Annotated in this window: 21 protein-coding genes; 12 read left to right on the forward strand and 9 right to left on the reverse strand. The window is 65.6% G+C overall.

What is annotated here, in order from left to right; translation table 11 throughout:
* The first annotated feature begins 60 nt into the window (after positions 1-60).
* On the forward strand, positions 61-255 hold the full coding sequence (locus tag BLT66_RS14470) for a hypothetical protein (RefSeq protein WP_092758406.1): 195 nt from the start codon (positions 61-63) through the stop codon (positions 253-255).
* A gap of 93 nt (positions 256-348) precedes the next feature.
* Here BLT66_RS14470 and BLT66_RS14475 read toward each other — a convergent pair whose 3' ends face one another.
* From BLT66_RS14475 to BLT66_RS14490, 4 genes are all read right to left on the reverse strand, one after another.
* Entirely contained in the window at positions 349-1,437 is a 1,089-nt protein-coding gene (locus BLT66_RS14475) for an asparaginase (protein ID WP_092758407.1), read from the reverse strand.
* Between the two features lie 229 nt (positions 1,438-1,666).
* Positions 1,667-3,187, reverse strand: coding sequence for an amidase (locus BLT66_RS14480; RefSeq protein WP_092758408.1), 1,521 nt, complete (start codon positions 3,185-3,187; stop codon positions 1,667-1,669).
* A 6-nt stretch (positions 3,188-3,193) separates the two neighbouring features.
* Positions 3,194-4,192 carry a Bug family tripartite tricarboxylate transporter substrate binding protein gene (locus BLT66_RS14485; RefSeq protein ID WP_092758409.1) on the reverse strand — a complete coding sequence of 333 codons (999 nt, stop codon included), beginning with the start codon at positions 4,190-4,192 and terminating at the stop codon, positions 3,194-3,196.
* Positions 4,193-4,227: 35 nt separating this feature from the next.
* Positions 4,228-5,367 (reverse strand): NAD(P)/FAD-dependent oxidoreductase, encoded by a 1,140-nt coding sequence (locus BLT66_RS14490; protein WP_092758410.1) that lies wholly within the window; start codon positions 5,365-5,367, stop codon positions 4,228-4,230.
* 77 nt (positions 5,368-5,444) lie between these two features.
* Here BLT66_RS14490 and BLT66_RS14495 point away from each other — a divergent pair, with 77 nt between their 5' ends.
* On the forward strand, positions 5,445-6,053 hold the full coding sequence (locus tag BLT66_RS14495) for a helix-turn-helix domain-containing protein (RefSeq protein ID WP_092758411.1): 609 nt from the start codon (positions 5,445-5,447) through the stop codon (positions 6,051-6,053).
* Positions 6,054-6,072: 19 nt separating this feature from the next.
* Here BLT66_RS14495 and lnt read toward each other — a convergent pair whose 3' ends face one another.
* The 3 genes from lnt to BLT66_RS14510 all read right to left on the reverse strand — a co-directional run bounded on the left by lnt (position 6,073) and on the right by BLT66_RS14510 (position 9,344).
* Entirely contained in the window at positions 6,073-7,599 is a 1,527-nt protein-coding gene (lnt, locus tag BLT66_RS14500) for an apolipoprotein N-acyltransferase (protein ID WP_092758412.1), read from the reverse strand.
* On the reverse strand, positions 7,599-8,483 hold the full coding sequence (locus BLT66_RS14505; RefSeq protein WP_092758413.1) for an HlyC/CorC family transporter: 885 nt from the start codon (positions 8,481-8,483) through the stop codon (positions 7,599-7,601). Before BLT66_RS14505 ends, lnt begins: the two co-directional genes overlap by 1 nt.
* A 123-nt stretch (positions 8,484-8,606) precedes the next feature.
* Positions 8,607-9,344, reverse strand: coding sequence for a GNAT family N-acetyltransferase (locus BLT66_RS14510; protein ID WP_092758414.1), 738 nt, complete (start codon positions 9,342-9,344; stop codon positions 8,607-8,609).
* Between the two features lie 194 nt (positions 9,345-9,538).
* On the opposite strand from BLT66_RS14510, the gene BLT66_RS14515 reads away from it, so the two are divergent.
* Complete coding sequence (locus tag BLT66_RS14515) at positions 9,539-10,096, forward strand: HdeD family acid-resistance protein (protein WP_255406916.1); 558 nt, start codon at positions 9,539-9,541, stop codon at positions 10,094-10,096.
* Positions 10,097-10,100: 4 nt separating this feature from the next.
* On the opposite strand, the gene BLT66_RS14520 is transcribed toward BLT66_RS14515, so the two are convergent.
* Positions 10,101-10,574 (reverse strand): Lrp/AsnC family transcriptional regulator, encoded by a 474-nt coding sequence (locus BLT66_RS14520; protein WP_092758415.1) that lies wholly within the window; start codon positions 10,572-10,574, stop codon positions 10,101-10,103.
* A 139-nt stretch (positions 10,575-10,713) separates the two neighbouring features.
* Here BLT66_RS14520 and BLT66_RS14525 point away from each other — a divergent pair, with 139 nt between their 5' ends.
* From BLT66_RS14525 to otnI, 3 genes are read left to right on the forward strand one after another with little or no spacing between them, the layout of a single operon-like run.
* Positions 10,714-11,496 carry a transporter substrate-binding domain-containing protein gene (locus tag BLT66_RS14525; RefSeq protein WP_092758416.1) on the forward strand — a complete coding sequence of 261 codons (783 nt, stop codon included), beginning with the start codon at positions 10,714-10,716 and terminating at the stop codon, positions 11,494-11,496.
* Positions 11,484-12,353, forward strand: coding sequence for a phenylalanine 4-monooxygenase (gene phhA / locus BLT66_RS14530; RefSeq protein ID WP_092758417.1), 870 nt, complete (start codon positions 11,484-11,486; stop codon positions 12,351-12,353). Before BLT66_RS14525 ends, phhA begins: the two co-directional genes overlap by 13 nt.
* A gap of 60 nt (positions 12,354-12,413) precedes the next feature.
* Entirely contained in the window at positions 12,414-13,211 is a 798-nt protein-coding gene (gene otnI / locus BLT66_RS14535; RefSeq protein ID WP_092758418.1) for a 2-oxo-tetronate isomerase, read from the forward strand.
* Between the two features lie 62 nt (positions 13,212-13,273).
* On the opposite strand, the gene BLT66_RS14540 is transcribed toward otnI, so the two are convergent.
* Positions 13,274-14,197, reverse strand: a complete 924-nt coding sequence (locus BLT66_RS14540; protein ID WP_092758419.1) for a LysR family transcriptional regulator — start codon at positions 14,195-14,197, stop codon at positions 13,274-13,276.
* Between the two features lie 97 nt (positions 14,198-14,294).
* Here BLT66_RS14540 and BLT66_RS14545 point away from each other — a divergent pair, with 97 nt between their 5' ends.
* The 6 genes from BLT66_RS14545 to BLT66_RS14570 all read left to right on the forward strand — a co-directional run.
* Entirely contained in the window at positions 14,295-15,269 is a 975-nt protein-coding gene (locus BLT66_RS14545) for a Bug family tripartite tricarboxylate transporter substrate binding protein (RefSeq protein WP_092758420.1), read from the forward strand.
* Between the two features lie 17 nt (positions 15,270-15,286).
* A complete protein-coding gene (locus BLT66_RS14550; RefSeq protein ID WP_092758421.1) occupies positions 15,287-16,315 on the forward strand; it encodes a 4-hydroxythreonine-4-phosphate dehydrogenase PdxA in 1,029 nt (342 codons plus the stop codon).
* 15 nt (positions 16,316-16,330) lie between these two features.
* A complete protein-coding gene (locus tag BLT66_RS14555) occupies positions 16,331-17,503 on the forward strand; it encodes an L-rhamnonate dehydratase (protein WP_092758422.1) in 1,173 nt (390 codons plus the stop codon).
* 4 nt (positions 17,504-17,507) lie between these two features.
* Positions 17,508-18,536: a c-type cytochrome gene (locus tag BLT66_RS14560; RefSeq protein ID WP_092758423.1), complete on the forward strand. Its 1,029-nt coding sequence runs from the start codon at positions 17,508-17,510 to the stop codon at positions 18,534-18,536.
* 5 nt (positions 18,537-18,541) lie between these two features.
* Positions 18,542-19,480: a dihydrodipicolinate synthase family protein gene (locus tag BLT66_RS14565; protein ID WP_092758462.1), complete on the forward strand. Its 939-nt coding sequence runs from the start codon at positions 18,542-18,544 to the stop codon at positions 19,478-19,480.
* Between the two features lie 9 nt (positions 19,481-19,489).
* Positions 19,490-19,835: aldehyde dehydrogenase family protein (locus BLT66_RS14570; protein ID WP_143029226.1), on the forward strand; the 346-nt coding region annotated here is incomplete at its 3' end.

A 19,835-nucleotide genomic window follows, 5' to 3' on the forward strand; every position in this document is an offset into this window, starting at 1 on the left:
CCCGCTTATTGCGCGCAGCCAGCGCTTACATTGCACGCAAACAACAAATCGGAGGTGTGTATGGATGACACGGGCAGCGAATTCGGCTGGTTTATGGCGTATTTGTTCTGCGCAGTGCTGGCCTTGGGCACCATCGTCTGGTCCGCCGTGGCATGGTGGCACCGCAAGCAAAAACGCGAACGCCGCGCGGCCAAAAAAGACTCGTACAACCAGTTCCGCGCCTGGCGTGACGGCAAAGAGCCACCACCCAAATAGACATAAAAAAAGCTGCTAACGCATATTCAATATGCGCTAGCAGCTATCATTTTTGCAGCCATCGGCAGCTAGGCCGCCGGTGGCCCGCAGGCATCAATATTCCCAGAAGATCCGTTGCAGTTCCTTGGTGTCGCTGGTCTTGGTCAGGGCGACCATGGCCAGGATGCGGGCTTTTTGCGGACGCAGATCGTGGGCTACGACCCAGTCGTACTTGTCGTCAGGCTGCTCGGCATTGCGCAGCACGAAGCCGTCGGGCACGCGGGCGCTGCGGATCACGATGGCACCATCGGCGCGCACTTTTTGCAGGTAGGGCACGATGCGGTCGGCCACCGAGCCGTTGCCAGGGCCGCCGTGGACCAGCGCCTTGATGCCACTCTTGCCCAGGGCTTCAATGGCGGTAGGTGCCACGCCTTCGTAGCCCATGGCGATTTCCACGTTGGGCAGCGAGGTGATGGTGTCGATGTCGAACTCGGAGTTCATGGTGTGGCGCTTGATGGGCGCGCGGAACCAGTAGCTCTTGCCTTCGACGATCATGCCCAGCGGGCCCCATTGGCTGGAGAACGCATTGGTCTTGATGTTGACGTTCTTGCTCACGTCACGGCCGCTGTCGATGGTGTCGTTCATGGTCAGCAACACGCCCTTGCCCATGGCGTCCTTGCTGCCGGCTACGGCTACCGCGTCGTACAGGTTCAGCGCGCCATCGGCCGACAAGGCCGTGCCCGGGCGCATAGACGCCACCATCACGATGGGCTTGTTGGTGCGCTCCACCAGGGTCAGGAAGTAAGCGGTTTCTTCCACGGTGTCGGTGCCGTGGGTGATGACGATGCCGTCCACATCGGCCTGCTTGGCCAAGGCCGAGACGCGCTTGGCCAGGGTCAGCAGGTTGTCGTTGGTCAGGCTTTCAGACGCCACCTGGAACACCTGCTCGCCGCGCACATTGGCCACATTGGCCAGTTCGGGCAGGCCAGCGATCAGCTTTTCCACGCCGACCTTGGCGGCCGCGTAGGTGGCGCTGTTGATGGCAGAAGCGCCGGCGCCGGCGATGGTGCCGCCGGTGGCCAGAATCACCACATTGGGCTTGGCCGCCTGGGCGTGGGCGATAGAGGCGAAGGCGGATAAAGCGGATAGGGCCGCAATGGCGGCGCCTGCCATGAATTTGTCGATCCCGAAATGGATGCGCATAAAGAGTTGCTCCTGTAGATGTTGTGCTTATGAAAACGCCTCGAATCAGAGGTGCCTGATGGTAGCGACGCACACCCCACAGGCCTCGCAAGACCCATGCCTTCTTTTCATAACCCCATCGCTACCGGTCATCGGCATGCGGGCACGGGCATTCGAGAATTTATATAAAAAGTGCCTTCAGCGCTGGCATTACCTGCACCAGCAGCTATTTATTCAATAGCAAATTTCGCTACACCGCGGTGCGTCCACCCGGGAAACTACCGGGTTCGCCGTGCAAGGGCGGGTGGGTGACGATGGACTTCAGCTCGGGCCGGGCCTGGGCCAGCGCCTGCAGATCGGGCCGCGGCCGGCACAGCGCGGGGCTGGCGGCAAACGCCTGCTCCAGCGCCTGCGCGGCCGACAGCAGCTGCGCGTCGCCATGCAGGCGGCCGACCATCTGCAGGCCAAACGGCATGCCGTGTTCATCCGTCCCGCAGGGCAGCGACAGCGCCGGGTTGGTGGCCAGCGTGACCACATAGGTCAGGCCCAGCCAGTGGTAGTAGTTGCGCATGTCCTGGCCGTCGATGCGGCCGGCGAACAGCTCGGTCCAGGGGAATGGCGAGACCGGCGTGACTGGCGCCAGGATCAGGTCGTACTGCTCGAAGGCCTTGGCGAAGCGACGCTGGATACGGGTCTGCTCCAGGTGCGCCCAGGCGCGGTCGGCCAGGGTGATGGCGGCGGCCATCTCCACATTGGCGCGCACGTTCGGGCCCAGGGTCTCGGGCGCGTTGCGAAAGGTATCGGCAAACGCCGCCACAAAGCTCTCGGCACGCAGGACGTCGAAGGCGCGGTCGGCGTCGCCCAGTTGCAAGTCCACTGGCTCGCATTGCGCGACCAGCGGGCGGATCGCCTCGACCCGCTGGCGGAACACGCGGCGGATCTCGGGGTCGACGATGCACATGCCGAAGTCTTCGGTGGTGCCGACGCGCAGCCGGGACAGGTCGATGTCCTTCAGCGGCCAGAACTGCGAAGCGTCCACCGGATACGACAGCGGGTCGCGCGGGTCCGGCCCAACGCTGGCGGCGAACTGCAGCGCGGTGTCGGCCACCGTGCGGCCCATCGGCCCGAGTACCGAAATCACCGACCAGCCCAGCGGCCGCGCGTCGTTCGCCACCAGGCCTGGCGACGGCCGCAGCCCCACCACGCCGCACAGCGCGGCCGGAATCCGCAGCGAGCCGCCGGTGTCCGAGCCGGTGCACAGCGGCAGCAGATCGGCCGCCAGCGCCGCAGCCGAGCCACCGGATGAACCGCCCGCGTTCAACGCCGGGTTGAACGGGTTGCCGGTCGCGCCCCAGACCGGATTGCGGCTGTTCGCGCCCGCGCCCATGTCGGGCACATTGGTCTTGGCGGTGACGATGGCACCGGCCGCGCGCAGCCGCGCCACCAGCAAGTTGTCGGCCGTGGGCACGTTGCCGCGCAGGCCCACATTGCCATAGGTGGTGAGCAGGCCGGCGGTGTCCTGCAAGTCCTTCACGCCCAGCGGCAGGCCATGCAGCGGGCCCAGCGGCGCACCGCGCATCACCTGGGCCTCGGCCTCGCGGGCCGCGCTGCGGGCGCGGTCGAAGTCGGTAGCGCAGATGGCGTTGATGGCCGGGTTCAGGGCTTCGATGCGCGCGATGCAGGCGTCCATCAGTTCGACGGGCGAAAGCTGGCGGCTGCCGATCAGGCGGCGCAGTTCGACGGCGGAGGTTTCGGGCAGGCGGGTATCCATAGCTGGTCACTCAATCTTGATTTGCGAATGTTCGGCGATGCTGCGCATCTTGGCGATGTCGGCCGACACCATACCCGCCCAGTCAGGGATAGCACTGTAAGCGGGCTCGAAACCGGCGAGCTTCATCTTCTCCTGCGTGTCCGGGCTGGCCATCAGCGCGGCCAAGGCCTTCTCCAGCCGGGCTTTGACAGCGGGCGGCAGACCACGCGGGGCGACCAGGGCCAGCCAGGCCGTCATGTCGAAGCCCGGGTAGCCGCTTTCGGCCACGGTGGGCACATCGGGCATCACGCTGGAGCGCTTGGCGGTGGCCACGGCCAGCACCTTCACCTTGCCGCTCTTGAGCTGCTGCGAGGCGGCCACTACCGTGTCGAAGGAGATCGGAATCTGCCCGCCGATCAGGTCGGTCATCAGCGGCGCGCTGCCCTTGTAGGGCACGTGCGTCATCTTCAGGCCGGTCGCGCTGTTGAACATGGCGCCGGCAAAGTTGGAGCTGGTGCCGTTGCCAAAGCTGCCGTAGACAAAGTCATCGGGCTTGGCCTTGACCGCCGCCACCAGCTGCTGCACGTTGCTCGCCTTAACGGTCGGATTCACCAGCAGCGCCAGGGCCACCGAACCAACCATGCCCACTGCATCAAAGCCCTTGACCGGGTCGTAGGCCAGCTTGCTCTGCAGCGCCGGGTTCAACGTGAAGGTGGAGTTGGAGCTGATCAGCAGCGTGTAGCCATCGGGCTTGGCATTCGCCACATAGGCCGCGCCAATCGCAGTGCCGGCGCCGGGCTTGTTCTCCACCACCACCGGCTGACCCAGCTGATCCTGCAAGGTCTTGCCGAGGATGCGGGCCAGCACGTCGGCCGCACCGCCGGCCGGATACGGCGCCACCAGGGTCAGGGGCCGGTCCGGGAAGTCGGCCGCCTGCGCCAGCCCGCCCGCAGCGGCCAGGGTGGAGGCAAGAATGCCACCGGCGATCAGCCGGCGGCGCGTGGCGTGGAATGGCGGTAGGTGCATAGCGGCCTCGTGGGTGGATGAAGAATTGAAGGTGCTTAGCGCAGCCGTGCCGGTGACAAGGCCGCGGGGTCCACCCCTTGGCGCTGCAGTTCGTCCGGCACAGGCAGGCCGCGGACCAGCGCATCGGCCAAGGCGCTGGCGCCGGCCGCGCTCTGGATGCCGTAGCCGCCCTGGGCCGCCAGCCAGAAGAAACCCGGGCAGTGCGCATCGAAGCCGATGACCATTTCGCCATCGGGCACGAAGGAGCGCAAACCGGCCCAGGTGCTGCCCGGGCGGCGGATGTGCAGCGTGGTGACGCTTTCGATCTGGTGGATGCCCATGGCGATGTCCAGCTCTTCGGGCACCACATCGTGCGGCACGGTGGCGTCGGCATTCGCTGGCGAGCCCAGCAGTTGCCCGGCATCGGGCTTGAAGTAATAGCTCTCGTCCACGCCCACCACGGCCGGCCAGCCGGATGCGTCCAGACCCTCGGGCACGGGGAAGGTGAAGGCGCTGCGCCGGTGCGGTACCAGGCCGATCGGCTGGACACCGAACAGCGCGGCCAGCTCGTCAGCCCAGGCGCCCGCGGCGTTGACGACGGTGCGGGCGCGCAGGCTCTGGCCATCGGCGAAATCCAGCGTCCAGTGCTGGCCGTCGTGGCGCGCCCCGGTCAGCTCCACGCCGGTGTGTAGCTCGGCGCTGTGCGCCCCAGCCTTGCGCCGGAAGCCGCGCAGAAAGCCTTGGAGCAGGGCATGCACATCCAGGTCTTGCGCACCACCGTCGTACAGCGCGCCGTGCACCATTTCGGGCCGCAGGCAGGGCACGCGGGCCAGGGTGGTGGCGGCATCCCACTCCACCAGATCGGGGCAGCTAGATGCCAATGCGCTACGGGTGCTGGCCAGCTCCGCCTCCTGCCCCGGTGAAGCCAGGTACAGCACGCCGCGCGGATGCACCAGCGGCACCTCGGCAAAGCCCGCTGGCGGCTGCTCGTAGAACGCCCGGCTGGCGCGGGTCAGCGCCCGCACCATGGGCGGGCCGTAGCTCTCCATGAACATGGCCGCCGAGCGGCCGGTGGCGTGGTAGCCGGGCTGGCTCTCGCGCTCCAGCAGGGCCACGCTGCGCTGGCCCGCCAGGCGCCAGGCCAGGGAGGCACCGGCAATGCCGGCGCCCAGGATGATGACGTCAAATTCTCGCATTTGAGAATTCTCACATGCGAGAATCATGCCCGTCCAGCAAAACTTGGATGCTTCCGGCCCACACTAGGGAAAACGACATGCCCGCACGCCCCGCCAGTCCCCCTCCCGATGCACCCGAGGCCGACCGCGCACGCCTGGGGCTGCGTCTGCGCACTTACCGCAAGTCACGCAAGCTGACGCTGAAGGAGCTGTCGGCCCGCTCGGGTGTGCCGCTGTCCACCCTGTCGAAGATGGAGCTTGGCCAATCGTCGGTGGGCTACGAGAAAGTGGCCGCCGTGGCCCGTGCGCTGGCGCTGGACATCAACCAGCTGTTCGACACCCGCGCACCCGCGCCGGCCGACCTGGCTGCACCCACGGTGGTGTGGTCGTCGGTGGCGGCGGCGCCGGTGTACAGCTCGGGCAACTACGAGTACCGCGCATTGGCCACGGAATTCCCGGGCAAGCGCATGACGCCCATGCACGGGCGCATCCTGGCGCGGGAGCGCAGCCAGTTCCCGGACTTCATCCGCCATGCGGGCCAGGAGTTCGTCACCGTGCTGTCCGGCCGGGTACGGCTAGAGTTTGAAACCGGCGAAACCATCGAGCTGGGGCGCCATGAATCGGCCTACTTCGACAGCGGCATCGGCCACATCTATCTGTCGCTAGGCCGTACCGAGGCCCAGATGCTGGTGGTGATGAGCGCCTAAGCGCCGGATCAGCGCCAGGTCAGCGTCGGGTGCGCCAGGCCAGCAGCCAGACCAGCAGGCCCAGCCCCCACAGCGGCCACAGCCCGCCGCGGGCTACCCACCAGGCATAGGGCGTGATGCGCCAGCCGCTGGTGGCGTTCAGCCCCCGGCCTTCCACCTCGCCGACCAGCACGTCGCGCGTCAAACGGGGCAAGGCCTGCGTCACCTGGCCGCGGTAGTCGATGATCGCAGTGGCGCCGGTATTGGTGGCGCGCAGCATAGGCCGCTCAAACTCCAGCGCGCGCATGCGCGAGATGCTCAGATGCTGGTCGATGGCCAGCGAGTTGCCAAACCAGCCGATGTTGCTGACGTTGACGAAGATGGTCGGCGCCTGCGCGGGGTCGATGAAGCGCGCGCCCAGCTCTTCGCCAAACAAATCCTCGTAGCAGATGTTGGGCGCCAGCCGCTGGCCGGCCACTGCCAGCGAGGGCTGACCGACCGCGCCGCGGTTGAAGTCGCCCAGCGGGATCTTCATCATCTCGGTGAACCACTTGAACAGCGGCGGAATGAACTCGCCAAACGGCACCAGATGGTGCTTGGCGTATTCATAGGGCTTGGGGCTGCCAGGCTGCAGGCCGACCACGGCGTTCAGATAGCCGTCGCGCGCATTGCCCAGCGGCACGCCGACCAGGGCTGTCTGGCCGCCGCTGGCAAAGCGCTGCAGCAGGCCGGGCCAGTAGCCGGCCGGCAGCTGCTGCGGCAGCATGGGGATGGCGGTTTCGGGCGCCACCACCAGCGGCGTGCGGGCCTGGGCCAGCTGCTCGCCGTACCAGTTCAGGGCCACAGGCACGCCGGCACCCATCTCGAACTTTTCGTCCTGCGGGATATTGCCTTGCAGCAAGGTCACCGGCAGCACGGCCGCCGGGTCGCTGGGCGGCAGGCGTACCGCCAGCGCCGCCCCGGCCAGCAGGCCTACGGCGAGCAAAGGCAACCACTGGCGCAGCAACACACAGGCAGCTACCAGCGCCGCAATCCAGCCCACGCCGTACACGCCCACATAGCGCGCAAACAGCGCCAGCCCGTCCAGCTGGGCATAGCCGCCCGCGCCCCAGGGAAAGCCGGTAAACCACTGGCCGCGGGCCAGCTCGGCCAGCATCCACGAAGATGCAAAAACAATAGCACGCAGCGCAGGATGGGTGGGCGCCAGCGCCTTGAAAACCCCACAAGCCAGCGCATAAATCAGCGCCAGCGCCATGGCCAGGCCGCCGACGGCTAGCACGGTCAGCGGCGCCGGCAGGCCGCCATAGGTATGCATGGAGATGAACAGCCACCAAAAGGTGCCGGTCAGCCAGGCGCTGGCAAACAACCAGCCGCGCAGTGCCGCCTGCCGGGGCGTGTCAGCGCGCTCCAGCAGCCAGACCAGTCCGCCCAGCGACAGCAGTTGCAGCCACCACAGGGGCAGTCCGTTCCAGGGGTTGGCAATCGACGCGGCCTGGGCCAGGCCCGCAGCCACGCACAGCAGCAGCGCCGGAGCCGCGCCGGGCCGCCGCCGAAACAGGCTGCGCATCAACCGGTGTTGTCGTTGTCGGCCGCGGGCGAAACCTTGAACCAGCGTACCGCACCGCCCTTGGCGTGCAGCACCACAAAATTCAACCCGGCCAACGCAAAGTGCTCGCCACGCTTGGGCACATGGCCCATTTCGTGAGCGATCAGGCCGCCGATGGTCTCGAACGCGTCGTCGGGGTCGACGCCGGCCAGCTTCACGCCGAAGGCCTCGTTGACCCGCTCGATCGAGGTCACGCCGCTGACCCGGTAGGTGCGGTCGGCCAAGCCGAAGATGTCGCCGTCGTCCTCAGCAATGTCGAACTCGTCTTCGATCTCGCCGACGATCTGCTCGAGCACGTCTTCGATGGTGATCAGTCCGGCAACCCGGCCGAACTCGTCGATCACGATGGCCAGGTGGTTGCGGTTGCCGCGGAAATCGCGCAGCAGGTCGTTCAGGCCCTTGGTTTCGGGCACGAACACCGCGGGGCGCAGCAGGGCCCGGATGTTCAGCTCGGGCGCACGTTGCAGCTTGAGCAAATCCTTGGCCAGCAGAATGCCGATGATGTTTTCTTTTTCGCCTTCGAACACCGGAAAGCGCGAGTGGGCGGTTTCGATCACCACGTGCAGCAATTCGTCGAACGGTGCCGCGATGTTCAGCAGGTCCATGCGGGTGGCGGCCACCATCACCTCGCCGGCCGTCATGTCGGCCATGCGGATCACGCCTTCGAGCATGACGCGCGACTCGGAACCAATGATGTGGTTGTCCTCGGCTTCGGACAGGGTTTCTAGAAGCTCGTCGCGCGAATCCGGCCCGGGATGTATGAATTCGGCGAGTTTTTGCAGAAAGCCACGCTTGTCTTCACGTTCAGGAACAGAGGACGAGCGCGCGGGGTAAGGGTCTGACACAGCCTTGGATGCAGGACGTGCGGTTGTGGATAAGCCTCAAGGATAGCGGATTGCGGTTACCACAACGGTCCGCCGCGCAAATTCCAGTACAACCCTCTGTAACGCTGGCTAGTGCAGCTTGGTTTACATGGCCGATTTATGCCGGCCTTCGCGCACGCCCTGTCGCACGTTCTGTAGGGCCTCCAGCAAGTCCCAGAAGCTTTTGGCGTGGGTCTTCAGCTGGTAGTCGGTCTGGCCCAGTTGCTCGGCCACCATTTCGGTCATGCGGCTGTCGAGCGTGGCTTCGGGCAGGCGCAAAAAGGCTTCGGTCTCGGCGCCATCGCGCTCCACCACGGCGCCAGCTTTGCGGGCGATCTTCAGCATGGCGGTGTTTTCGCTGAGTGCGTGGACGAACAGCAAGTCCACCCCTTCGTTGCTGGCGTGCATGACGGCCCGCTCGAACAGTCGGCCGCCATAGCCCCGGCCGCGCGCCTGAGGCCGCACCGACACGCCGAACTCGGCACACGACTTGAACTGCGGGTTCACCGAATACGCCAGGTGCGCCATGGCGATCAGTTCCAGCTTGCGGTTGTAAATGCCAAAGATGTCGTCGCGCTCGAAATTCAGGCCATCCACATAGTCGCGGATATGCCGGTCGGCAGCGTTGTAGCCAAAGCGCAGGTAGCGGTCACGCTCGTCCAGCGCCAACAAATGGTTGGCGATGCGCTCGCGGTGCCCCTCGCCCAGGGAGCGGATCGGCACCACCGTAGAAGCCACCGCGCCATGGCTGCCGTGGACGCCACCGCGTACCAAGGGCGAACGCCACAGGTCCCCCCGGCCGGCATCGGCAGAGGTGTGGGACGGGTGCTTCAATTCATGCATCCGTCGAATATAAGGGTTTTCCCCAGTTTTGCGCGGCAGTTCCGCACGAAACCCCGCCGAATAAAGCGGTATCTCCTGAAGAAATCACATTTTCTTCCAAATAATTGTGTACAAAGCGTTGCAGAAAATTTCACAAATTACGCTTTGCGGCATAAACTTTGCATGGAATTCAAAAGTAGAAACGGGACGTTTTCATGCGCATACACACGGATTATTTTTTGACCCAAATGGGCCGGCAGTGGGGCTGGGTGGTGTTCCGTGGCGCGGTGGCCGTGCTGTTTGGCGGCCTGGCGTTTCTGGTCCCCAGCCGCGAACTCGACGCCTTGACCCCGATCTGGGGTGCGTATGTGATGGCCGACGGCTTCCTGGCGCTGCTCACCGCCTACCAGATCCGCGAGGAAGACCGCCCCTGGTGGTCGCTGGCGCTGGTCGGCGCAGCCGGCGCCTGCGCGGGCCTGGTGATTTTTTGGCCAGGCACCAGCAGCCTGGCCTTGTCGACCCTGGTGGCCAGTTGGTCGGTCGCCATGGGCGGCTTCCAGATCCTGGCGGCCTTGCGCATGCGCCAGTCGATTGAAGGCGAGTGGCGGCTGATCCTGTCGGGCGTGCTGGCGGTGCTGTTCGGCCTGCTGCTGTTCATTACGCCGGGCAATGCGCTGGCCGTGGTCTGGCTGATTGCCGGCTATGCGATCGGCTTTGGCGCGCTGGTGATTGCGTTCGGCCTGCGGCTGCGCAGCGTGGCGAACGCCGCCTGAAGGTTCACACAGGCAGTGCTGTGGTCGCCTTGACGTGGTCCAGCACAAAGCTGGTCTTGCAGTCTTCCACGCTCGGGTGCTTGAGCAAGGTGTCCATGATGAAGCGCGAATAGGCCCCCATGTCCTGCACCACCACGCGCAGCAGATAGTCCATCTCGCCGGTCAGCGACGCGCATTCCACCACTTCGGGCCAGGTCTGCACGCTAGCGCGGAACACATCCATGGGGTTGCGCTTGTGGCTTTCGGTGTGCTTCTCCAACCGCACGTTCAAGTAGGCCGTTAGGCCCAGACCGACAGCCTCGGGCTTGACCAGCGCCACGTAGCGGGCGATCACCCCCGTGTCTTCCAGCCGCTTGACGCGGCGCAGCACCGCGCTGGGCGACAGGCTGACCTGCTCCGAAATCTGGTCGTAAGTGGCCCGGCCATCGGCCTGCAAACTGCGCAGAATCAGGCGGTCAATCTTGTCTAGTGCTTCCATGGCCTGTATTTTGCAACCTTCCTGCACGGGAGGCTATGCACAGGCCCCAACTTGCAGCAAAAATGCCTTCCCCCGCTCCTACAGTTGTAACGGCGGCTTTGCCGCCGATCACCCTCCTCCACCGCCTACAGGAATTCCCATGAAACCATCGCTCCGCAAGACCGCCGCCACCCTGGCCCTGACCGTAGGCAGCGCGCTGTGCGCCCAGGCCCAGACGCCGTCCACCCTGGACAGCGTGATGCAATCCGGTGTGCTGCGCGCCTGCACCCCGGGCGACTACAAGCCGTTCAGCTTCCTGCGCGCCGATGGCGTGTTCGAAGGCATAGACGCCGACCTGGTGCAGTCGCTGGCCACGGCCTTGGGCGCCAAGGTGAGCTTCGTCAAAACCAGCTGGGCGAACCTGGTGCCCGACATGGTGGCGGGCAAGTGCGACATCGGCGTGGGCGGCATCTCCGTCACCACCGAGCGGCAGAAGAAAGCCTTCTTCAGTACCGCCTACATGGTGAACGGCAAGACCCCCATCGTGCGCTGTGCCGACGTGGGCAAGTTCCAGTCGCTGGCCGACATCGACAAGCCCGGCGTGCGCGCCATCGCCAACCCCGGCGGCAGCAACGAAAAGTTTGCCAAGACCAACTACAAGCAGGCCACGCTGACCATCCACCCCGAAAACCTGACCATCTTTGACGAGGTGCTGCAAGGCCGCGCCGACATCTTTGTGACCGAAGCTGCCGAGGCCCTGGTGCAGCAAAAGCTCAAGCCCGGCCTGTGCGCAGTCAACCCCGACAAGCCGCTGCAGTACGGTGAAATGGCCTATCTGCTGCCGCGCGGCGATGTGCCCATGAAGGCCTTTGTCGACCAGTGGCTGCACCTGACCCAGGTGACCGGCGAATACCAACGCACGGCCGACAAATGGCTGCGCTAACGCCCCCCGCGCCGGTGGTCTACGGCGAAGGCAGCCGGCCGCCGCGCGGCGACTATGCGCGCGACGGCCTGGTGCTGGCCGACTACACCTGCCCGCAGAATTACGCGGCCTACACCGCGCAGGACCACGACACCTACCGCCAGCTGTATGAACGCCAGTCGGCCCTGGTGCCGGGGCTGGCCTGCGACGAATTCATCGCCGCCCTGCCCTTGCTGGGCGTCAAGGACCGGATTCCGCGCTTTGAGGAAATCAACGCCCGCCTGACCCCGGCCACTGGCTGGGAGGTGGTGGCCGTGCCCGGGCTGATCCCCGAGGTGCCGTTCTTCACCCTGCTGGCGAACCGCAAGTTCCCGGTGACCGACTGGATACGCACGCCCGAGGAGATGGACTACATCGTCGAGCCCGATGTGTTTCACGACCTGTTCGGCCATGTGCCGCTGCTGTTCAATCCGGTGTTTGCCGCGCACATGCAGGCCTACGGCGCGGGCGGCCTAAAGGCGCACGGCCTAGGCGCCTGCGAACAGCTGTCGCGCCTGTACTGGTACACCATCGAGTTCGGCCTGGTGCGGCAGGCGGATGGCTTGCGCGCCTACGGTGCCGGCATTCTCAGTTCGTCCGGCGAGCTGAAACACAGCGTGCGCAGCCCCGAGCCGCAGCGTCTGGCGCTGGACGTGACGCGCTGCATGCGCACCCGCTACAAGATCGACAGCTACCAGCAAACCTATTTTGTGATCGACAGCTTCCAGCAGCTGTTCGACCTGACAGCGCCCGACTTCACACCGCTGTATGCGCAGGTGCAGACCCTTGGCGAGCTGGCGGCCGATGCGCGGCTAGACAGCGACGTTGCTATCAATTAAAGAGCTACCTGCGCAGGAAGAATAAGCGCTAACGACCTGAAAAGCCTGCAAAATAGCCGCATGCCCCAATTTGCTGCCAACCTCAGCATGCTGTATCCAGAGCATGCGTTCCTGGACCGCTTCGGCGCTGCCGCCGCCGACGGCTTTAACGCCGTGGAATGCCTGTTCCCCTATGCCTACGCCGCCGCCGATCTGGCCGCGCAGTTGCAGGCCCATGGCCTGCGCCAAGTGCTGTTCAACGCCCCGCCGGGTGACTGGGATGCGGGTGAACGTGGCATGGCCAGCCTGCCGGGCCGGGAGGCCGAGTTCCGCGATGGCATCCGGCGGGCCCTGGACTACGCCCAGACACTGGCCTGCCCGCGCATCCACGTGATGGCCGGCATCGTGCCGGCGGGCCAGGACCGCGGCAGCCTGCGCCCGCGCTACGAAGCCAATCTGGCCTGGGCCGCCGAGCAGGCCGCCGCGGCGGGTGTGGACGTGTTGATCGAACCCATCAACAGCCGCGACATGCCCGGCTACTTCCTGAGCCGGCAAGACCAGGCGCATGCGATCGTGCAGGCCGTGGGCGCGGTCAACCTCAAGGTGCAGATGGACCTGTACCACTGCCAGATCATGGAGGGCGACCTGGCGATGCAGCTGCGCCGGCATCTGCCGACCGGCCGGGTCGGCCACATCCAGATCGCCGGCGTGCCGGATCGGCACGAGCCGGACCAGGGCGAGGTCCACTTCCCCTACCTGTTCGCGCTGCTGGACACGCTGGGCTACACCGGCCATGTGGGCTGCGAATACCGGCCCCGGCGCGGCGCCGTGGCCGGCGGCACCACGGCCGGATTGGGCTGGCTGCCGCGACAGCAATAGCTACATAATTTATAGCTTCTCGCGCAATCTCTACCTGCGCTAGAGCCCTAAAAGGCTTGAATCTAGGCGTGGAGTAATTCGAGGAAGCGCGCGGCCGCCACGCTGACCGGTCGGTCGCTGCGCACGATGCTGCCGTAGGCGGCCAGCTTGTGGTCGATGGTGTAGGGCAGGATCTTCAGCAGGCCGTGGGTCTGGTAGCGGCTGGCGCTGGACTCGGGGATCACCGCAATCATCTGGGTCTTGAAGATCAGGTTGGTGGTGGTCAGGATCGACGAGGTCTCGATCAGGCCGCGGCGGAAGGTGGTGTGGTGGTCGCGGAACTCCTGCTCCAGCACCTCGCGCATCGGGCTGCCGTGCGGCTGCAGAATCCACGGAAACTGCAGCATGTCGTCAAACGACACGCTGGCTTTGCCGGCCAATGGGTGGTCGGTGGCCACCACGATGGACAGCGGCTCCTCGCCAATCGGCCGGAAGTGGTGGTTCTGCCGCACCGGGCCCAGCATGCGGCCGATCACCACGTCCAGCGCGCCTTCGCGCATCTGGTCCATCAGCCGGTCGCTGGTGTCCACCGCAATCTCTATCGCCAGCAGCGGGTACTCGTCCTTCAGGCGGATCAGGGTGTCGGTCAGCAGCACCGGCGACGCGGCCATGATGCTGCCGATGAACAGCTTGCCCGCGCCGCCCAGGCGCAGCGCCTGCAGCTCACGGTTCAAGGCCTCCATGGTGCCGCGCATGCCGCGGAAGGTGTTCATCACCGCCTGCCCCGCGGGGTTCAGCTGCAGGCCGCGGCCGACGCGGTCAAACAGCGGCTGGCCCAGCGCATCCTCCAGCTCGTGCAACATCTTGGTGGCCGCGGGCTGGGTCATGCCCAGCTGCTGCGAAGCCGCATGCAGGGTGCGGTGCTCGTCGATGGCCAGCAGCAGGGCGATCTGGCGCATGCGCAGGCGGTTCAGCAGCTGCGAAGTGGTGTCGGTGGTGGCGCTCATTTGATAACCCCTTGGAATCAATGCATCAAATTCTTTCAATATACGGGAATCAATCGGCTTTCTAAGATGCAGTCCATAAATACATCTGGAGACAAGCATGGCGAACATTCCTTTCACCGCATGGGCTGCTGCCGCCATCGTGGCCTGCAGCAGCATCGCCGCCCCGGCGCTGGCGCAGGAATGGCCTGGCAAACCCGTGAAGATTCTGGTCGGCTCGGCCCCCGGTGGCGGCACCGACGCCATGGCACGCGCCGTGGCCGACCGCCTCGGCCCGCTGCTCAAGCAAGCCGTGGTGGTGGAAAACAAACCCGGCGCGTCCAACACCTTGGCGGCCGACGCGGTGGCCAAATCCACCGACGGCCATACCCTTCTGATGGGCGTGTCCACCGCCCAGGCGATTGCGCCGCATCTGCTGAAGCTCAACTACGACAGCAACAAGGACCTGGTGCCCGTGGCCTTCGTCGGCTCGGTGCCGAATGTGCTGGTGGTCAACAACGCGCTGGGCGCCAACGATGTGCAGTCCCTGATCAAGCTGGCCAAGGTCAAGCCCGGCCAGCTGAACTACGCCACCAGCGGCGCCGGTAGCACCCAGCACATCGCGGCCGAGCTGTTCAAGGAATCGGCCGGCGTGTTCATCACCCACATCCCCTACCGCGGCAGCGGCCCGGCCATGGTCGACCTGATCGGCGGCCAGGTGCAGATGAGCTTTGACACCCTGCCCTCGGTGATCGGCCAGATCAAGGCGGGCAAGATCAAGGCCCTGGCGGTGGCCGCGCCCAAGCGCAATGCCCAGCTGCCCGATGTGCCGACCCTGGCCGAGTCCGGCGTCAAAGGCGTGGAGATGAGCGCCTGGTACGGCATCTACATGCCGGCCAGCACGCCCAAGGCGGTGCAGGAGCGGGTGCTGGCCGAAGTCAACAAAGTGCTGGCCATGCCCGAAACCATCACCCGGCTGGAAGGCATAGGCGCCGAGATCACGCCGATGGCGCAAGCCAAATTCCAGGACTTCCACAACGCCGAATACAAGCGCTTCGGCGACCTGATCCAGCGCAAGAACATCAAACTAGATTGAGCATTTGAGGAGAAACCATGCAAAACCGTAAACCCGCTACCGTGCCGGTTGTCGCGCTCACCTTGGGCGACCCCGCGGGCATAGGCCCCGAGCTGATTGCCCGCCTGCTGGGCCAGACCGATGCCACCCAGCACGCCAACATCGTGCTGGTGGGCGACCCTTGGTTGTGGGCCGATGGGCAAAAGATTGCCGGCGTGCAGGTAGCCACCACGCCGGTCAGCAGCTTCGCCGAAGTCCGCGGCCGCGCCGACAGCAGTCAGGCCGCCTGGCTGGCGATGGACACCGTGGCCGCCGCCCAGGTGCAGCGCAGCCAGGCCCAGGCCATTGGCGGTGCGTCGGTACTGCAGGTGCTGAATGCCTGCATGGACGCGACCCAGCGCAAGGAGGTGGATGCCATCTGCTTCGCCCCGCTGAACAAGTTCGCCATGAAGCAAGGCGGCCTGCAGCACGAGGACGAGCTGCACCACTTTGCCCAGTACCTGGGTGTGACCAGCTATTTCTGCGAGTTCAACACCCTGGGCGACCTGTGGACCTCGCGCGTGTCCTCGCACATCCCACTAAAGGACGCGGCCAGCTACCTAAGCCAGGAGCGCATCCAGCAGGCCACGCAGCTGATCTACCGCTCGCTGCAGGCGGCGGGCGTAGCCGCACCCAAGGTGGCGGTGGCCGCCTTCAACCCGCACGGCGGCGACGGCGGCACCTGCGGCCGCGAAGAAGTGGACATCATCGCCCCGGCCGTGGCCGCGCTGAACGCCCAGGGCCTGGCCATCGCCGGCCCGTTCCCGGCCGACACCATCTTCCTGAAGGCCCGCGACGGCGAGTACCAGGCCATCGTCACCATGTACCACGACCAGGGCCAGATCGCCATCAAGCTGATGGGCTTCAGCAAGGGCGTGACCGTGCAGGGCGGCCTGCCAGTGCCCATCACCACGCCGGCCCACGGCACGGCCTATGACATCGCCGGCCAGGGCAAGGCCGACGTCAACGCCACCTACAACGCATTCCGCATTGCCGCCCGCATGGGCCTGGCCACGCACAACCACTGAAACAGGAGACTCTGCATGAAAATCAAATCCGTCCGCGCCCGTGTTTTCGAATGGAAGGGCAAGACCGTTCCACCGCAAGGCAATTTCTGCTCCAACGCCATGGACTTGGTGTATTCCAAGACCGAGAGCATGAGCACCTTCCGCTTCCACTCCTGGACGGTGGTGGAGATCGAAACCGACGACGGCATCGTCGGACTCGGCAATGTGGCGCTGGCCCCCAAGATCGCCAAGGCCATCATCGACGAATACCTGGCGCCGCTGGTCATAGGCCAGGACCCGTGGGACTATGAATACCTGTGGCAGCGCATGTACCGCGCCACCCACGCCTGGGGCCGCAAGGGCGTCACCATGGGCGCGATCTCGGCCATCGACCTGGCGATCTGGGACATCCTCGGCAAGTCGGTCAACAAGCCGGTGTTCAAGCTGCTGGGCGGCCGCACCAAGGAGAAGATCCCCTGCTACTACAGCAAGCTGTACCGCACCGATCTGGCCGAGATGCAGAAGGAAGCCCAGACCTTCAAGGACCAGGGTTTCACCGCCTTCAAGATGCGCTTTGGCTACGGCCCGGCCCACCTGCAACACGGCGTGGCCGAGAACCTGAAATCGGTAGCCGCCATCCGCGAGGTCATCGGCTACGACGCTGACCTGATGCTCGAGTGCTACATGGGTTGGAACCTGGAATACGCCAAGCGCATGCTGCCCAAGCTGGCTAAATACGAACCGCGCTGGCTGGAAGAACCAGTGATCGCCGACGACATCGACGGCTATGCCGAACTCAACGCCATGAACATCGTGCCGATCAGCGGCGGCGAGCATGAATTCAGCCTCTACGGCTTCAAGCAACTGCTGGAGCGCAAGGCCGTGAGCGTGGTGCAGTACGACACGAACCGCGTCGGCGGCATCACCGCCGCCCACAAGATCAACGCGCTGTGCGAAGCCTATAGCGTGCCGGTGATTCCGCATGCCGGCCAGATGCACAACTACCACCTGACCATGAGCACCATCGCCAGCCCGATGAGCGAATACTTCCCGATGTTCGACGTGGAAGTCGGCAACGAGCTGTTCTATTACATCTTCAAAGGCGAACCGGTGGCCCAGAACGGCTTTGTGCAGCTCGACGACAACACGCCGGGCCTGGGCCTGACGCTGAACACCGAGTTCCTCGACCAATTCAACATCGTCGAATAAGCCCATGCGCTGCGCCTTGTTATCCCTGCTGCTGTGTGTCTCGGGCGTCGCCCAGGCTTTCGACGTGGCCCCGCACAAGGTGGGCGACGCATTGCCTACCGCCGATGCGCAAGCCCTGTTAGCGCGCTATGCCGCCCGGCCGCAGCAGCCCTGGCGCGAGCCCAGCGAGGCGCGCATTCCCGCAGGCCCGGCAGGCGACCAGATCCGCGACGGCATCGACATCTTGCGCAACACCGCCACCCGCGTCGGCAAGCTGGCCCCCGATGCATCCAAGCGCATGAACTGGAACAGCCTGAACTGCGTCAACTGCCACCAGGCCGGTCCGTCCGGCCTGCCCGGCAGCAAGAAGTTCACCCTGCCCCTGGTCAACGCCGTCAACGACTACCCCAAGTTCGACATCAAATCGGGCAAGATCATCTCACTGGAGCAACGCGCCATGGGCATGTTTGGCGCCGGCGCAGTGCCCATCAAGGTGGAGGCGCCCGAGTTCCAGGCCGTCCTGGCCTACCTGCGCTGGCTGGCCCAGGACACCCTGCCTGACGCCGCCATGGACGGCGCGGGCCTGCTACCCATGAAGGCCCTTGACCGTGCCGCCGACCCGGTGCGCGGCCAGAAGCTGTACGCCAGCAAATGCCAGGCCTGCCATGGTGTGGATGCGACCGGCCAACGCAAGCCCAACTTCGACCAGGGTGGCGGCTACCTGTTCCCACCGCTGGCTGGCAGCGACACCTATGACAACGCCGGCCATATGTTTGCCGTACCGCTGCTGGCGCGCTACATCCGCGCCTCCATGCCGTTTGGCGCCAGCGCCGACAAGCCGCAGCTCACGCCGGCCGAGGCGCTGGACATCGCTGCCTTTGTGAACGACGACACCACCCCGCGGGGGCAAAACCCGAACCGCAGCAAGCTCTACCCCGACGCGGCACTGCGCCCCCAGGGCTTTGCGATTCCCGAGAACTTTGCCGGCCAGCCGGCACAGGCCTACCAGCGCGCCAAGTTCGGCCCCTTCCGCAACATCAACGAGCACTATTGAGCACCATGCGATCCCCCTCCTCCCGCTCTTCCCCCCGCTACCAGGGCGTTTTCCCCGTCGTGCCCACCATCTTCCACGCCGATGGCGCGCTGGACCTGGAAGGCCAGAAGCGCTGCATCGACTTCATGATCGACGCCGGCTCGAATGGCATCTGCATCCTGGCCAACTTCTCCGAGCAGTTCTCGCTGTCGGACGACGAGCGCGAAGTCATCACGCGTACCGTACTGGAACACGTGGCCGGCCGGGTGCCGGTGATCGTCACCACCACCCACTACGGCACGGCCATCTGCGCAGCCCGCAGCCGCCGCGCGCAGGACATGGGCGCGGCCATGGTGATGGTGATGCCGCCCTACCACGGCGCCACCTTCCGCGTGCCCGAGGCGCAAATCTACGAGTTCTATGCCCGGCTGTCGGACGCGATCTCCATCCCCATCATGGTCCAGGACGCACCGGCCAGCGGCACCGTGCTGTCGGCAGCCTTCCTGGCGCGCATGGCCCAGGAGATCGAGCAGCTGAGTTACTTCAAGATCGAGACCGCCGGCGCTGCCAGCAAACTGCGCGAGCTGATCCGCCTGGGCGGCGATGCAATTGAAGGCCCGTGGGACGGCGAAGAAGCCATCACCCTGCTGGCCGACCTGGACGCCGGCGCCACCGGCGCCATGACCGGCGGCGCCTTCCCCGACGGCATACGCCCGATTGTCGAAGCCCACCGCGCGGGTCGGCACGACGAGGCCTTCACGCTGTACCAGCGCTGGCTGCCGCTGATCAACCACGAAAACCGCCAGGGCGGCATCCTCACCGCCAAGGCCTTGATGGCCGAGGGCGGCGTGATCGCCTGCGAAGCCGGGCGCCACCCGTTTCCGCCCATGCACCCCGAGGTGCGCAAAGGCTTGATAGACATCGCACGCCGGCTGGACCCGCTGGTCCTGCGCTGGAACACCTAGAGCTTCACCATGACCCAAAAACACGACAACTACATCAACGGCGCCTGGGTGGCCGGCAATAGCTACGCCCCCAACATCAACCCGTCGAACCTGTCCGACGTCATCGGCGAGTACACCCAGGGCGACGCGGCCCAGCTGGATGCAGCCGTGCAGGCGGCGCAAGCCGCCTTCCCCGCCTGGTCGACCGGCAATGTGCAGGCCCGCGCCGACGCACTGGACAAGATCGGCACCGAAATCCTGGCCCGCCGCGAAGAGCTGGGCACGCTGCTGGCCCGCGAAGAAGGCAAGACCAAGGCCGAAGGCATTGGCGAGGCCACCCGTGCCGGCAACATCTTCAAGTTCTTCGCTGGCGAAT

It is taken from the genome of Rhodoferax sp. OV413 (assembly GCF_900104385.1).
Classification (GTDB): Bacteria; Pseudomonadota; Gammaproteobacteria; order Burkholderiales; family Burkholderiaceae_C; genus Rhodoferax_B.

What these genes read in the sequence shown, in the direction of transcription:
- BLT66_RS14470 (WP_092758406.1), top strand. Translation starts at nt 61, where the DNA reads ATGGATGACACGGGCAGCGAATTCGGCTGGTTTATGGCGTATTTGTTC.
- BLT66_RS14475 (WP_092758407.1), bottom strand. Translation starts at nt 1,437, where the DNA reads ATGCGCATCCATTTCGGGATCGACAAATTCATGGCAGGCGCCGCCATT.
- BLT66_RS14480 (WP_092758408.1), bottom strand. Translation starts at nt 3,187, where the DNA reads ATGGATACCCGCCTGCCCGAAACCTCCGCCGTCGAACTGCGCCGCCTG.
- BLT66_RS14485 (WP_092758409.1), bottom strand. Translation starts at nt 4,192, where the DNA reads ATGCACCTACCGCCATTCCACGCCACGCGCCGCCGGCTGATCGCCGGT.
- BLT66_RS14490 (WP_092758410.1), bottom strand. Translation starts at nt 5,367, where the DNA reads ATGCGAGAATTTGACGTCATCATCCTGGGCGCCGGCATTGCCGGTGCC.
- BLT66_RS14495 (WP_092758411.1), top strand. Translation starts at nt 5,445, where the DNA reads ATGCCCGCACGCCCCGCCAGTCCCCCTCCCGATGCACCCGAGGCCGAC.
- lnt (WP_092758412.1), bottom strand. Translation starts at nt 7,599, where the DNA reads ATGCGCAGCCTGTTTCGGCGGCGGCCCGGCGCGGCTCCGGCGCTGCTG.
- BLT66_RS14510 (WP_092758414.1), bottom strand. Translation starts at nt 9,344, where the DNA reads ATGCATGAATTGAAGCACCCGTCCCACACCTCTGCCGATGCCGGCCGG.
- BLT66_RS14515 (WP_255406916.1), top strand. Translation starts at nt 9,539, where the DNA reads ATGCGCATACACACGGATTATTTTTTGACCCAAATGGGCCGGCAGTGG.
- BLT66_RS14520 (WP_092758415.1), bottom strand. Translation starts at nt 10,574, where the DNA reads ATGGAAGCACTAGACAAGATTGACCGCCTGATTCTGCGCAGTTTGCAG.
- BLT66_RS14525 (WP_092758416.1), top strand. Translation starts at nt 10,714, where the DNA reads ATGAAACCATCGCTCCGCAAGACCGCCGCCACCCTGGCCCTGACCGTA.
- phhA (WP_092758417.1), top strand. Translation starts at nt 11,484, where the DNA reads ATGGCTGCGCTAACGCCCCCCGCGCCGGTGGTCTACGGCGAAGGCAGC.
- otnI (WP_092758418.1), top strand. Translation starts at nt 12,414, where the DNA reads ATGCCCCAATTTGCTGCCAACCTCAGCATGCTGTATCCAGAGCATGCG.
- BLT66_RS14540 (WP_092758419.1), bottom strand. Translation starts at nt 14,197, where the DNA reads ATGAGCGCCACCACCGACACCACTTCGCAGCTGCTGAACCGCCTGCGC.
- BLT66_RS14545 (WP_092758420.1), top strand. Translation starts at nt 14,295, where the DNA reads ATGGCGAACATTCCTTTCACCGCATGGGCTGCTGCCGCCATCGTGGCC.
- BLT66_RS14550 (WP_092758421.1), top strand. Translation starts at nt 15,287, where the DNA reads ATGCAAAACCGTAAACCCGCTACCGTGCCGGTTGTCGCGCTCACCTTG.
- BLT66_RS14555 (WP_092758422.1), top strand. Translation starts at nt 16,331, where the DNA reads ATGAAAATCAAATCCGTCCGCGCCCGTGTTTTCGAATGGAAGGGCAAG.
- BLT66_RS14560 (WP_092758423.1), top strand. Translation starts at nt 17,508, where the DNA reads ATGCGCTGCGCCTTGTTATCCCTGCTGCTGTGTGTCTCGGGCGTCGCC.
- BLT66_RS14565 (WP_092758462.1), top strand. Translation starts at nt 18,542, where the DNA reads ATGCGATCCCCCTCCTCCCGCTCTTCCCCCCGCTACCAGGGCGTTTTC.